The sequence below is a fragment of the Nitrospirillum guanabarense genome (assembly GCF_034653355.1).
Lineage (GTDB): Bacteria > Pseudomonadota > Alphaproteobacteria > Azospirillales > Azospirillaceae > Nitrospirillum.
This window is the reverse complement of the sequence record NZ_JAYEER010000001.1, coordinates 1,054,693-1,067,052: the sequence shown is the minus strand read 5'-3', so window position 1 is coordinate 1,067,052 and position 12,360 is coordinate 1,054,693. Positions and strand designations below refer to the sequence as shown.

The following is a 12,360-nucleotide window of genomic DNA, read 5'->3' as shown; positions in this document are numbered from 1 at the left end:
CGCCTCTAGAATCCCGGCCCGGCCACCGGGCGGTGGCAGGAACAGCCGACGAAATGGCCCGACAGCGCCTCCAGCGAGCGCAGCTGCGCGCCGTTGGTCACATGGTCCTCCCCCGCCGCCGGCTCCACCTCCAGCACCAGATCGCCGTCGGTGCCGAAGCGGGCCGGCAGGTCGGCGAAGGACAGGTTACCGGTGCCTAATTCCAGCCCTTCGGAAGAAATGGCCTGCACCAGGGTGGCCGCATCCAGGCCCGGATCGGCGCAGGCGCGTTCATCCAGGCGGATGGCGTCGGAGACGTGCAGATAGCTCATCCGCTCATCCACGAAATCGAAGGGATCCAGCCAGGCCGCCCGGTCCAGGTCATCGGCCGTGATCCAGCCGAAACGGGCGTCGCCGTCGGTCAGGCGCAGCTGGGCGCGGCGGCGGTTGAACAGGTTGGCCGACAGGGTGGCGTGGGCGACATCGATGAACGGCTCCACCCCCGTCAACCCGTGCCGGTCCAGCGCCTCTCTGAAGCGTCCAACCTCCCACGGAAAGAAATGGTCCAGCGGCCCGGTCATGTAATTGCGGCCGTCGCGGGGCAGCAGGGAATAGTGGCCGACATTCTCCACCAGCAGCCGCATGCCGCCCGCCAGGCGCGCCAGGTCACGCACCGCCTCCTCAAAGCCCTGCGCGGCCTCATCCCGGTCGCGGGCGCGGGGCGGGGCCTGGCCGAAGACCATATCGAAATAGCGGTGCAGGACGACAGCCTGTGCCCCGATCTCCGCCGCGAAGGCCAGGGTATGCCGGCATTGGTCGGCATCGAAGCCGACCCGGGTGACCAGGGGCACCGACTGCGGCGGGATGTGAACGATCAGCGCGTCCACCGGAAATTCCTGTCGCAACCGGGCGATATTCCGCCGGGCGAGGGCGAGACCGGCGGCGGAAGTCACGTCCCGCTCCCCAAAGGTGTGCAGCTCCAGCCGTACCGGTCGCCCCTGGGAGACGAGATAGGCGGCGCGCGCGGCCAGTTGGCCGTAATCGGCCACGGCGGCCTTCAGGACAAGGTTGGGCATGCTCACCTCCCCGCCGGATCGCTGACGCCAGGGTGGCACGGCCGGCCGACCTGGACAAGCTGGTATTCATATGGTATGCAACCAGTGGTCCGGCGGCCTTCCTCGGGCGGGGTTGCCGGCCCTTCCGTTCAGGACAAAAATACGGGGGGCAGGCCCCATGCCGGAAACAGGGTTGGAACCAGTGTTGGATGCGCCGCCGGTGGCTGACGACCTGTCGCCCGTCGGCATCCTGGACCGCACCCGCCAACTGCTGCCCCTGGTCGATAGCCTGAAGGCGGAGGGGGAGCGTGAGCGCCGAGCCCCCGCCGCCCTAATCGACGCCATCAAACAGGCCGGCCTGTTCCGCCTGCTGCAGCCCCGCCGTTATGGCGGCGCCGAATGTCATCCCGCCACCTTCTTCGCCGTGCAGGCCGCGTTGTCTGCCGGGGACATGTCCGTCGGCTGGCTGCAGGGCGTCATGGGCATGGTGGCCTTCCACCTGGCGCTGCTGCCGCCCGAGGCGCAGGACGATGTCTGGCGGGATGATCCCATGGCGCTGCTGGCCTCCAGCTACATGCCGGCGGGCAAGGCGACCCGGGTGCCGGGTGGCTTCCGTCTCAGCGGCCGCTGGGGTTTCTCCAGCGGCGCCGACCACGCCGACTGGTTCATGCTGGGCGCCATGGCGGTGCTGGAAGGAGAAGGGCCGGAGCATGTTATTTTCCTGGTGCCGCGCGCCGACGTGCGCATCCACGACACCTGGGACACCATCGGGCTGCGCGGCACGGGCAGCCACGACGTGTCGGTGGAGGACGGCTTCGTCCCCGCCCACCGCCGCCACGGCGTGCAGGAACGTTTCCTGATTGGGGGACCGGGCCGGGCGGTGAACCTGGCGCCGCTCTATCATATTCCCCTGCCCCAGATGCTGTTCCGCGCCATTTCCACCCCGGCGCTGGGCGGCCTGCGCGGCATGCTGGACACCTTTATCGAGCATAGCCGCCGGCGCGCCGGCCCCAGCGGCGGCGGCCCCCTGGCGGACCCCGTGGCCCAGCTGGCCTGCGGCGAGACGGCGGCCGAGCTGGACGAGATGACCCGCACCCTGGAAGGCAATTTCGACCGTATGCTGGACCATGCCCGCCAGGGCCGGGACGCGCCCATCCCCGACCGCATGCTGTATCGCGTCCACGCCACCTCGGTGGTGGAACGGTGCGACCGGCTGGCACGGCGCCTGTTCAAGGCCGCCGGTGCCTCCGCCCTGTCGGTCGCCAACCCGCTGGGGCGCGTCTGCGCCGACATCCAGGCCGCCCGCCAGCACGCCGCCAACCAGTATGAAATCTATGGTCGGACGCTGGGCGCCCACCTGTTCCAATTGGACGTGAAGGATACTTTGCTTTGAGCGGACAGCCGGACCAAAACCCCTCCCCGCCCCTGCCCTTCAGCCTGGGCTACGACGACCGGGATGAGGAAGAGATCATGCGCCGCTGGCGCGCCATCCTGCGTTCGAACAAGTGGAGCCACGCCGCTTATCTGGAAGAGTTCGAGGATGCCTGGCGGGCGTGGAACGAGCTGCCGGCCGTGGCCTTCGATAATTGGGCCGGCGGCGCCATGGCCGTGCTGGACCACTTCAAGGTGCGTGGCGCCACCGTGCTGTGCCCGTCCAACACCTTCCTGGCCACGCCCCGCGCCGCCCAGCTGTCGGGGGCGGAGGTGGTATTCTACGACTGCAACCGCCACGATTTGTGCGGGTCCTTCGACGATTTCGTGGCCAAGGCGGAACGCCACCGTCCGGCCCTGGCCTTCATCGTCCATATCGGCGGCCACATCGCCTTCGACATCCATAAGATCGCGGCTTATTGCCGGGACAAGGGCATCGTCCTGGTGGAGGATTGCGCCCATGCCGTGGGCGCCGACTGGAACGGGCAGAAGCCCGGCAGCTTCGGCGATGCCGGCATCTTCTCCCTCTACGCCACCAAGACCATCACCACGGGCGAAGGGGGCGTGGTGGTCAGCAAACACGAGGATGTGCTGCGCCACGCCCGCTCCTACCGCGACTACGGCCGGGGCTCGGGCTACAAGGTGCAAAGCCTGAACCACCGCATGGACGAGTTCCGCGCCGCCTTCGGCACCGTTCAAATCCGGCGCATGCCGGAAATCGTGGCGTGGAAGCAGGCCTACGCCCGCGATGTGCTGGACGCGCTGCACCCCGACCGGGTGCGGCTGCCCGACGGCATGAGCAGCGGCTTCTACAAGTACATCGTCTTCCAGAGCATCCCGACCTCGACCGGCAAGGTCTATGAGCTGCCCTGCCATCGCATCATGGGGGTGGAGGCCGACCTGCCGAACACGGAGTGGGTGGCCAAGAACCACTGGTGCGTGCCGCTGTACTACCCTCGCTCGTCCCCGGAGTGAGGGTCTCCCGGTTCGTTTTCTTAAATGACGCGGCGGATCCAGCCATCCACCAACGGGGCCTGGGTGCCGCGCTGCATGCCGACCAGGCGTTCGCGCAGGTCGGCGGTGGTCGCCCCGCCCTCGCCATTGCCGATGACGAAATCGCCCTCGGCCGTGCGCACGGTGCCGATGGGCGCCAGCACGGCGGCGGTGCCGCAGGCGAAGGCCTCACGCACCCGGCCGGTGGCGGCATCCTCCTTCCACTGCGCCAGGGTATACGGCTGCTCCACCACCGTGTGGCCCAGGCTGCGCGCCAGCTGGATGATGCTGTCGCGGGTGATGCCGGGCAGGATGGTGCCGCTGAGCGGCGGGGTCAGCAGACTGCCGTCGTCGCGGACGAAGAAGACGTTCATGCCGCCCAGCTCCTCGATCCAGCGATGCTCCGCCGCGTCCAGGAACACCACCTGGTCGCAGCCGTGCTTGCTGGCCTCCAGCTGGGCGATCAGGCTGGCGGCGTAGTTGCCGCCGCACTTGGCCGCACCGGTGCCGCCGGGGGCGGCGCGGGTGTAGTTCTCCGGCGCCCAGATGGTGATGGCCTTGGCCCCGCCCTTGAAATAGGCGCCCACCGGGCAGGCGATGACGCAGAAGATGTATTCCGAGGCCGGCCTGACTCCTAAGAAGGCCTCGTTGGCGAACATGAAGGGGCGGATGTACAGGCTGCCGTCCCCGCCGGGGATCCAGGCCTGGTCGATGCGCACCAGCTGCTCCACCGCCTCCAGGAACAGCTCCTCCGGGATCAGCGGCATGGCCATGCGTTCGGCTGAGTCCCGGAAGCGCTTGGCATTGGCGTCGGGCCGGAACAGCGTCACACCGCCGTCCGCCGCGCGATAGGCCTTCATGCCCTCGAAGACTTCCTGGGCGTAGTGCAGCACGGCGGCGGCCGGATCGAGCGCGAACGGTACCCGCGCCGTCACCTTCGCGTCATGCCAGCCCTGGCCTTCCGTCCAGCGGATCGTCACCATGTGGTCGGTGAACACCTTGCCGAAGCCGGGGTTTTCCAGGATGCGGGCCAGAGTGGCGGCGTCGGTGGGGGTGGCGGTGCGCTCGATGGTGAAGGTCATGGTGGTTCCAAATGTGCCGGGATCAGATGTGGATAGCGTGGCCCAGGGCCTTCAGGGCGCTTTCGTGCACGCCCTCGCTTAATGTCGGATGGGCGTGGATGATGCCGGCCACATCCTCCAGCACGGCGCCCATCTCCAACAGCGTGGCGAATTCGCCGGCCAGTTCGGAGATGTGGCGGCCCACCGCCTGCAGGCCCAGGATGCGGTGGTCGGCCTTGCGCGCCACCACCCGGACAAAGCCGCCATCATCGCCCGCGTCCATGGACAGGGCGCGGCCGTTGGCTGCCCAGGGGAATTGCCCCACCACCGTTTCCGTGCCCGCCGGCACCTCGTCGGGGCCTAAGCCCGCCGTCACGATCTCCGGCTCGGTGAAGCAGACCGCCACGATTGATACGAGATCGAAACGGCGGCGCTTTCCGGCGATGATCTCCGCCACCATCTCGCCCTGGGCGGACGCCTTGTGCGCCAGCATGGGCTCGCCCACCACGTCGCCGATGGCGTAGACGCCCGTCGTCGGCGTGGCGCAGCGGTCGTCCACGGCGATGAAGCGGCCGTTCATGGCCAGGCCCATGGCCTCGCGCCCCCAGCCCTCGGTATTGGGCCGGCGCCCGACCGTGACCAGGATATGGTCAGCCGGCAGCACCTGGCGCTGGCCGTCCCGGGTCTCGATAGCCAAGCCCTCGCCTTCCTGGCCAAGGGCCTTGGCGCCCAGATGCACCGTGACACCGTGCTTTTCCAGCCAACGGCGCACCGGCTGGGTCAGCTGGGCATCGTACAGCGGCAGGATGCGGTCCTGCGCCTCCACCACCGTGACCTGGGCGCCCAGCTTGGCGTAGGCGATGCCCAGTTCCAGGCCGATATAGCCGGCACCCACCACGACCAGCCGCTTGGGCACCGCCGACAGCGACAGGGCGCCGGTGGAGGAGATGACTTTACCACCGAACGGCAGGTTGGGTAGTTCCACCGGCAGCGAACCAGTGGCCAGGATGACGTTCTCCGCCACCACGGTGACGGGGCCGTCCGCCGTCTCCACGGTGCAGCGCTTGGCGTCACTGAACACCGCTTTGCCGGCCAGGGTGCGCACCTTCGCCCGCTTCAGCAAGGCGGTGACGCCGCCGTTCAGCCGGTCGACCACGCCCTCCTTCCAGGCCATGGTCTCGGTGAAGTTCAGCGCCGGCCTGGCGTCCAGGTGGATGCCGAAGCGGCCGGATGAGGCCGCCGCCAAGGTCATTTCCTCATAGAGGCCGGCGGCGTGGATCAGCGCCTTGGACGGGATGCAGCCGCGGATGAGGCAGGTCCCGCCCAGGCGATCAGCGTCCACCAGCACGGTGTCCAGCCCCAGCTGGCCGGCGCGGATAGCGGCGACGTAGCCGCCGGGCCCGCCGCCAATGACAAGCACGCCAACATTGAGGACGGGTGTCTTGATGGTCTCGGCCATGACGTCAGTCCATGAAGATGAGGGCGGGGTGTTCCAGCAGGCGCTTCAGCCGCTGGATGAAACGGGCGGCGTCATAGCCGTCGACGATGCGGTGATCGAAGGAGGACGACAGGTTCATCACCTTGCGCACGGTGATGAAGGACCCGTTGACCACCGGCCGCTCCACCAGTTTGTTGGGGCCGATGATGGCGACCTCGGGATGGTTGATCACCGGCGTGGCGGCGATGCCGCCCAGGGGCCCGAGGCTGGTGAGGGTGATGGTGGACCCGCTCAGTTCATCGCGGGCCGCGGTGCCGTCGCGGGCGGCTTTGCTGACCCGCGCCAGCTCGGTGGCGCAATCCCACAGGTCCCGCGTCTCGGCATGGCGCACCACCGGCACGATCAGGCCGTTGGGCGTCTGCGTGGCGATGCCGACGTGCACGCCCTCGTAGGTGTGCAGCACCCCGGCATCGTCGTCGTAGCGGCTGTTGATGTGCGGGAAATCGGGCAGGATGCGCACCACCGCCCGCATGAAGAAGGGCAGCAGGGTCAGCTTGGGCTGGTCGTCCCGCTTATTCTCGTTCAGGTCCTGGCGCAGGGCCTCCAGCTCCGTCAGGTCGCATTCCTCCACATAGGTGAAGTGGGGGATGCGGCGCTTGGAATCCTGCATCTTCTCCGCGATCTTGCGGCGCAGGCCGATGACCTTGGTCTCCTCCACGCCCTCCCGCGCGATGTAGCGCGCGTCGCCCGTGGGGATGGCGCCGCCACCGGCGATATAGGCGTCCAGATCCTCCGGCGTGATGCGGCCACCGGGGCCGGTGCCCGGCACGTACTGCAGCGGGATGCCCAGCTCATGTGCCCGCCGCCGGGTGGCCGGGGCGGCCAGGGGCGCATCCTCGGCCAGGCGGGTGGTGAAGGCCGCCGCCTTCGCCGGCTGGGGCTTGGGCTGCTCCACCGGCCTGGGCGCGGGCTTCGCCTCACCCTTCACCGGTTCCGGTTTCGGCCCAGGCTTGGGTTCCAGCTTGGGTTCCGGCTTGGCCTCCGCCTTGGGCGCTGGGCGGGCGGCGTCGGCGTTGCCGGCCCCCTCCACCTCCAGTTCCACCAGCACGCTGCCCACGGCCATCATCTGGCCGACCTCGCCATGGATGGCGGTGACCACGCCATCCACGGGGGCGCTCATTTCCACCGTGGCCTTGTCGGTCATGACATCGACCAGATCCTGGTCCTCGCGCACATGGTCGCCCGGCTGCACCCGCCATTTGACGATCTCGGCCTCGACCACGCCTTCGCCCACGTCAGGCAGGCGGAACAGGTAGGTGCCCATGGGTCAGTCCTCCATGACGCGCTTCAGGGCGGCGGCAAGGCGCGCGGGCCCGGGGAAATAGTCCCACTCGAAAGCATGCGGATAGGGCGTGTCCCAGCCCGCTACCCGACCGATGGGACTTTTCAGGTGATAGAAGCAACGCTCCTGCAGCAGGGCCGACAGCTCGCCGCCGAAGCCGCCGAAGCGCGAAGCCTCATGCAGGATGACGCAGCGGCCGGTCTTCTTGACCGAGGCGACGATGGTGTCGATGTCCAGCGGCACGATGCTGCGCAGGTCGATCAGCTCGGCATCCACGCCCGATTCCTCGATGCCCGACTTGGCCACGTGCACCATGGTGCCATAGGCCAGCACCGTCGCCTCGCGCCCGTCCCTCACCACCGCCGCCTTGCCCAGCGGCACGGTGTAGTGTCCCTCCGGCACGTCCGAGCCGGGGAACTCGGCCCAGGTCTTCAGCGCGCGGTCGTGGTGGCCGTCGAAGGGGCCGTTGTAGATGCGCTTGGGCTCCAGGAAAATGACGGGGTCGTCATCCTCGATGGACGCGATCAGCAGGCCCTTGGCGTCATAGGGGTTGGAGGGGATGACCGTCTTCAGGCCCGTCACGTGGGCGAAGATGGCCTCCGGGCTTTGGCTGTGGGTCTGCCCGCCGAAGATGCCGCCACCGTAGGGGGAGCGCACGGTGATGGGCGCCCAGAACTCCCCGCCCGAGCGGTAGCGCAGGCGGGCGGCCTCCGACACCAGTTGGTCGAAAGCCGGCAGGATGTAGTCGGCGAACTGGATTTCCGCCACCGGGCGCAGGCCGTAGGCGCCCATGCCGATGGCGGTGGCGATGATGCCGCCCTCGGAAATGGGCGTGTCGAAGCAGCGCTTCAGCCCGTGCTTCTTCTGCAGTCCGTCGGTCACGCGGAAGACGCCGCCGAAATAGCCCACGTCCTCGCCGAACACCAGGACGTCGGGGTCCCGGCTCATCATCACGTCCAAGGCGGAGTTCAACGCCTGGATCATGTCCATCTTGGGCATGGGATCAGACCCCCAGTTCACGGCGCTGTTCCAGGACGCGCCAGTCGGGCTCCTTGAACACGTCTTCGAACATCTCGCGCACGGGCGGCTTGGACTGGCCCAGCGTGCCGATGCGTTCGCCTTCCTTCACCGCGGCGCGCACGCCGTCGGCCAGTTCAGCCTCCATCTGGGTGTGGCGCTCGGCCGACCATTCGCCGCGCGCGATCAGGTGGGCCTTCAGCCGTTCGATGGGATCGCCCAGAGGCCAGCACGCCGCCTCCTCCGCCGGGCGATACTTGCTGGGATCGTCGCTGGTGGAATGGCCGGCGGCGCGATAGGTCACGAACTCGATCAGGGTGGCGCCCTTGTTGGTGCGCGCCCGCTCCGCCGCCCACACGGTGGCGGCCCACACCGCCAGGAAGTCATTGCCGTCCACCCGCAGGCCGGGCAGGCCGTAGGCGATGGCCTTGGCGGCAAAGGTGGTGGATTCCGCCCCGGCGATGCCGGCGTAGCTGGAAATGGCCCACTGGTTGTTGGTGACGCACAGGATGACCGGGGCGCGGTAGACGGCGGCGAAGGTCAGCGCCTCATGGAAGTCGCCCTCCGCCGTGGTGCCGTCGCCGACATAGGCCAGCGCGATCTTGGTGTCGCCGCGATAGGCCGAGGCCATGGCCCAGCCCACCGCCTGGCTGAACCGGGTGCCCAGATTGCCCGACAGCGAATAGAAGCCGTAGTCGCGGGCGGAAAACAGGATGGGCAGCTGGCGGCCCTTCAGCGGGTCGCCCTCGTTGGAGAAGATTCTGGTTGACCAGGTCGAGCATGGGATAGTCCCGCGCCCACAGCCAGCTCAGCACCCGGTACGTGGGGAAGCACATGTCGTCACGGTCCAGCATCATGGACTGGGCGGCGCCGATGGCCTCCTCCCCCGTCGACTTCATGTAGAAGCTGGTCTTGCCCTGGCGCTGGGCACGGAACATGCGGTCGTCGAAGGCGCGGGTCTGGGCCATGACCTTGAGGCCGCGGCGCAGCGTCTCGGCATCCAGGCCCGGGTCCCAGGGGCCGACCGCCTTGCCTTCGTCATCCAGCACGCGGATGAGACCGTAGGGCAGGTCGCGGATTTCCGGTTCCGCCACGCCGGGATCCGGTCGCCGGATGGCGCCGGCGGGGGAAAAGGGCAGATGGTCGAAGCGGGGCGCCTGGCCCGGCCGGGCCGGCGGCTCCGGTATGTGCAGCTGCAACGGCGGCCTCTTCGGTGCGCCGATTGGGTCTTGGGGCGACATATTTCCTGGTCCCTCCCGTGCCTTCCTGTTGCCCCCAAGGATGTGGGGTGGGACCTGGAAAAAAAATATCTGATACGTCTTAGGTCGGCCCGTAATAGAAATGGACAACGCGCGAAACGGGGGGATTTTAGGATGGCTATTGCGTTGGACCGGATCGACCGGCGTATCCTGCTGGCCTTGCAGGAAAACCCCGACATCTCCACCGCCGACCTTGCGGCCAAGGTCGGCCTGTCCCACACCCCCTGCTGGCGCCGCCTGAAGCGGCTGGAGGAGGACGGCATCATCCGGGGCCGGGCCCTGCTGCTGGACGCCAAGGCCCTGGACCTTCCCATCACCGTCTTCGCCGAGGTGCGGCTGAAGCAGCATGACGAGGACACGCTGGAGGCGCTGGAACAGGTGGTGCGCACCCGGACCGAGATCGTGGAATGCTTTTGCATGGCCGGCGGCGAGGGCGACTACCTCATGCGCATCATCGTCAGCAGCGTGGAAAGCTATGAGCATTTCCTGAAAAAGGTGCTGCTGCACCTGCCGGGGGTGGCGGCCGTCAATTCCCGCTTCGCCCTCAGCTGCGTCAAGCTGACCACCAGCCTGCCCATCGTGGCCTGAAAAGGGGCCACGGGCCGGGCAGGAAAATCAGCGCCAGGCGTAATTGAAGCTGAGGGAAATGCGTTCCTCATCGGCGCGGTTCAGCGCCACCTCATGCCGCAGCCAGCTTTCCCACATCAACAGGGTGCCTTCCCGCGGCGCCACGGTGATGGTGGGCTGCAGGGTACGGTCGGCCTTGGCCTTGCGCGGCGGGGCCGCCATCATGAAGGGCAGGCGCGGGTCCTCGAACTTCAGGACGGAGGCGCCGGCCGGCACCCGCACGTAATAGGTGCCGCTGATGACGCTGTTGGGATGGATGTGCGACCCGTGGAAGCCGCCAGGGTCCAGCACGTTGATCCACAGGCTATCCAATTCCAGCTTGCGCCCGCCCAAATCCCAGTCCTGCACCTTGGCGAAGGCCTTGGCGTGGCGGTCCAGCTGGGCCTTCAGCTTTTTCAGGATGGGGAAGCGCCAGATGAGATCATCCAGCGAGGCGTAGCTGGTATAGCCGGTGTAGCCATGCTTGTCCGACCAGCGTTGCCCCGCCCCGTCATCCTCCGCCGCCGTCAGGCAGCAGGCCGCCACCTCTTCATTCAAGGGAAGCATCTCCGCCAGTTCGACCCGGTACACGCGGGTGACGAACAGGGTGTCGATGGACGCGTCGGACTGGGCGGCGGGCGTGGAGGCGGGGATGTCGTCGGTCATGCCCTGGGCTTTAACCGCGCGGCGCGGTGGCGTCAATCGCGCCAGGAGAAAAAGGCCGGCCCGTCCCCGGTCAACCCGCCTAGGCCGAAAACAGTAGGCTGCGGGCCGCGACCTTTGAGTATAAAGGGAACTCCCTGGGGGCGTTCGCCCTTATCACCAGGGCACGCCCCAAAACGAAGATCGGCCCAGGCACCCGCCCCGCACGCGGAGGCCCTGGGACCGGCACCGCCCACGGAACGCGCATCCATGCAGTTGGCCCCCGACGCCCCACCGCCGGACGTCCGCAAGGACGATCCCCACGCCGGCATCGGCTTCACCGAATTCGTCCTGATGGTCTCGGCCATGATGGCCATGAACGCGCTGGGTACCGACAGCATGCTGCCCGCCCTGGGCCAGATCGGGCGCTCGCTGGGTGTGTTGGAGGAGCCTCGCTGGCAGTGGATCGTCACCGCCTTCCTGCTGGGTTTTGGCGGCGCGCAGATCTTGTACGGCCCCATTTCCGACCGCTACGGTCGCCGGCCCATCCTGCTGTGGGGCATCGTCTTCTACGCCCTGGGCAACTTGGCCGCGGCCCTGGCCCCCACGTTCGAGCTGCTGCTGGCCGTGCGCGTGGTGCAGGGTGTCGCCGTCGCCTCCACCCGCATCGTCGTCGTCTCGGTGGTGCGTGACTGCTATGCCGGGCGCCAGATGGCGCGGGTCATGTCGCTGGCCTTCATGATCCTGCTGGCCGTGCCCATCCTGGCGCCCAGCCTGGGGCAGCTCATCATGCTGGTGGCGCCGTGGCGGGCCATCTTCGCCTGCCTGGCGGCCTACGCCCTGGCGGTGGTCCTCTGGCTGTGGCGCCGGCTGCCGGAGACGCTGCACCCGGAATACCGCCGCCCCATCGACGTGCCCACCATCCTGGCCGCCGCCCGGCAGACGGTGACGGACCGCCAGGCCATCGGCTACACGCTGGCGCAGACCCTGATGATCAGCGCCGTCTTCGCCTACATCAACAGCCTGCCGCCCATCTTTGACGACGTGTTCAAGGCGCCGCAGCTGTTCCCCCTGATCTTCGCCCTGACCGGCATGTCGCTGGCCGTGTCCGCCCTGCTGAACGCCCGCATCGTCGTGCGGGTGGGCACGCGACGCCTGTCGCATAGCGCGCTGCTGGGTTTCATCCTGTTCACGGGTATCCACACCATCATCGCCCGGCATGGGGAAAGCCTGCCGGTCTTCACCGTGCTGCAGGCGTTGACCATGTTCTGCTTCGGTCTGGCGGCCAGCAACTTCGGCGCCATGGCCATGGAACCGGTGGGCGCCATCGCCGGCACCGCCGCCTCGGTCCAGGGGTTCATCAGCACGGTGGTGGGCGCGCTGGTGGGCTTCGTCATCAGCCAGCACTTCGACGGCACCACCCTGCCCCTGGTCGGCGGGTTCCTGTGCTGCGGCGTGGGCGCCCTGGTCATCGTCCTGGTGACGGAACGCTTCCAGCTGTTCCATCCCCGCATGGGGAAGTGACCAACGGCATGAG

11 protein-coding genes and 1 pseudogene are annotated in these 12,360 nt (G+C 68.1%); 4 read left to right on the top strand and 8 right to left on the bottom strand.

Annotated features, from left to right (window positions below; all coding sequences use genetic code 11):
* Nucleotides 1-5: 5 nt before the first annotated feature.
* Nucleotides 6-1,055 (bottom strand): hypothetical protein, encoded by a 1,050-nt coding sequence (locus UAA55_RS04410; protein WP_322951442.1) that lies wholly within the window; start codon nucleotides 1,053-1,055, stop codon nucleotides 6-8.
* A gap of 181 nt (nucleotides 1,056-1,236) precedes the next feature.
* Here UAA55_RS04410 and UAA55_RS04405 point away from each other — a divergent pair, with 181 nt between their 5' ends.
* Together UAA55_RS04405 and UAA55_RS04400 are read left to right on the top strand one after the other, a co-directional pair.
* Nucleotides 1,237-2,427, top strand: a complete 1,191-nt coding sequence (locus UAA55_RS04405) for an acyl-CoA dehydrogenase family protein (protein WP_322951928.1) — start codon at nucleotides 1,237-1,239, stop codon at nucleotides 2,425-2,427.
* Nucleotides 2,424-3,440 (top strand): DegT/DnrJ/EryC1/StrS family aminotransferase, encoded by a 1,017-nt coding sequence (locus UAA55_RS04400; RefSeq protein ID WP_322951441.1) that lies wholly within the window; start codon nucleotides 2,424-2,426, stop codon nucleotides 3,438-3,440. The genes UAA55_RS04405 and UAA55_RS04400 overlap by 4 nt, the downstream gene beginning before the upstream one ends.
* A gap of 20 nt (nucleotides 3,441-3,460) precedes the next feature.
* Here UAA55_RS04400 and UAA55_RS04395 read toward each other — a convergent pair whose 3' ends face one another.
* From UAA55_RS04395 to UAA55_RS04370, 6 genes and pseudogenes are all read right to left on the bottom strand, one after another.
* The gene (locus UAA55_RS04395) at nucleotides 3,461-4,540 is read right to left on the bottom strand and encodes a branched-chain amino acid aminotransferase (protein WP_322951440.1); all 1,080 of its coding nucleotides are present in this window, start codon (nucleotides 4,538-4,540) and stop codon (nucleotides 3,461-3,463) included.
* Nucleotides 4,541-4,562: 22 nt separating this feature from the next.
* The gene (gene lpdA, locus UAA55_RS04390) at nucleotides 4,563-5,978 is read right to left on the bottom strand and encodes a dihydrolipoyl dehydrogenase (RefSeq protein WP_322951439.1); all 1,416 of its coding nucleotides are present in this window, start codon (nucleotides 5,976-5,978) and stop codon (nucleotides 4,563-4,565) included.
* Between the two features lie 4 nt (nucleotides 5,979-5,982).
* Complete coding sequence (locus UAA55_RS04385) at nucleotides 5,983-7,281, bottom strand: dihydrolipoamide acetyltransferase family protein (protein ID WP_322951438.1); 1,299 nt, start codon at nucleotides 7,279-7,281, stop codon at nucleotides 5,983-5,985.
* A 3-nt stretch (nucleotides 7,282-7,284) separates the two neighbouring features.
* Entirely contained in the window at nucleotides 7,285-8,298 is a 1,014-nt protein-coding gene (locus UAA55_RS04380) for an alpha-ketoacid dehydrogenase subunit beta (protein ID WP_322951437.1), read from the bottom strand.
* Between the two features lie 4 nt (nucleotides 8,299-8,302).
* Nucleotides 8,303-9,028, bottom strand: coding sequence for a thiamine pyrophosphate-dependent dehydrogenase E1 component subunit alpha (locus tag UAA55_RS04375; protein ID WP_322951927.1), 726 nt, complete (start codon nucleotides 9,026-9,028; stop codon nucleotides 8,303-8,305).
* 118 nt (nucleotides 9,029-9,146) lie between these two features.
* Nucleotides 9,147-9,557: pseudogene (locus UAA55_RS04370) on the bottom strand (thiamine pyrophosphate-dependent enzyme); the annotation flags it as partial.
* 132 nt (nucleotides 9,558-9,689) lie between these two features.
* Between UAA55_RS04370 and UAA55_RS04365 the strand changes: the two are divergent.
* A complete protein-coding gene (locus UAA55_RS04365; RefSeq protein WP_322951436.1) occupies nucleotides 9,690-10,163 on the top strand; it encodes an Lrp/AsnC family transcriptional regulator in 474 nt (157 codons plus the stop codon).
* Nucleotides 10,164-10,190: 27 nt separating this feature from the next.
* Here the strand turns inward: UAA55_RS04365 and UAA55_RS04360 are convergent, their stop codons facing one another.
* Complete coding sequence (locus UAA55_RS04360; protein WP_322951435.1) at nucleotides 10,191-10,847, bottom strand: TIGR02466 family protein; 657 nt, start codon at nucleotides 10,845-10,847, stop codon at nucleotides 10,191-10,193.
* A gap of 246 nt (nucleotides 10,848-11,093) precedes the next feature.
* On the opposite strand from UAA55_RS04360, the gene UAA55_RS04355 reads away from it, so the two are divergent.
* Nucleotides 11,094-12,347 carry a multidrug effflux MFS transporter gene (locus tag UAA55_RS04355; RefSeq protein ID WP_322951434.1) on the top strand — a complete coding sequence of 418 codons (1,254 nt, stop codon included), beginning with the start codon at nucleotides 11,094-11,096 and terminating at the stop codon, nucleotides 12,345-12,347.
* Nucleotides 12,348-12,360 lie beyond the last annotated feature (13 nt).

Bases quoted from the DNA above. Each gene is read 5' to 3' on its own strand.
- UAA55_RS04355 (WP_322951434.1), top strand. From the start codon at position 11,094: ATGCAGTTGGCCCCCGACGCCCCACCGCCGGACGTCCGCAAGGACGAT.
- UAA55_RS04380 (WP_322951437.1), bottom strand. From the start codon at position 8,298: ATGCCCAAGATGGACATGATCCAGGCGTTGAACTCCGCCTTGGACGTG.
- UAA55_RS04395 (WP_322951440.1), bottom strand. From the start codon at position 4,540: ATGACCTTCACCATCGAGCGCACCGCCACCCCCACCGACGCCGCCACT.
- UAA55_RS04385 (WP_322951438.1), bottom strand. From the start codon at position 7,281: ATGGGCACCTACCTGTTCCGCCTGCCTGACGTGGGCGAAGGCGTGGTC.
- lpdA (WP_322951439.1), bottom strand. From the start codon at position 5,978: ATGGCCGAGACCATCAAGACACCCGTCCTCAATGTTGGCGTGCTTGTC.
- UAA55_RS04365 (WP_322951436.1), top strand. From the start codon at position 9,690: ATGGCTATTGCGTTGGACCGGATCGACCGGCGTATCCTGCTGGCCTTG.
- UAA55_RS04360 (WP_322951435.1), bottom strand. From the start codon at position 10,847: ATGACCGACGACATCCCCGCCTCCACGCCCGCCGCCCAGTCCGACGCG.
- UAA55_RS04410 (WP_322951442.1), bottom strand. From the start codon at position 1,055: ATGCCCAACCTTGTCCTGAAGGCCGCCGTGGCCGATTACGGCCAACTG.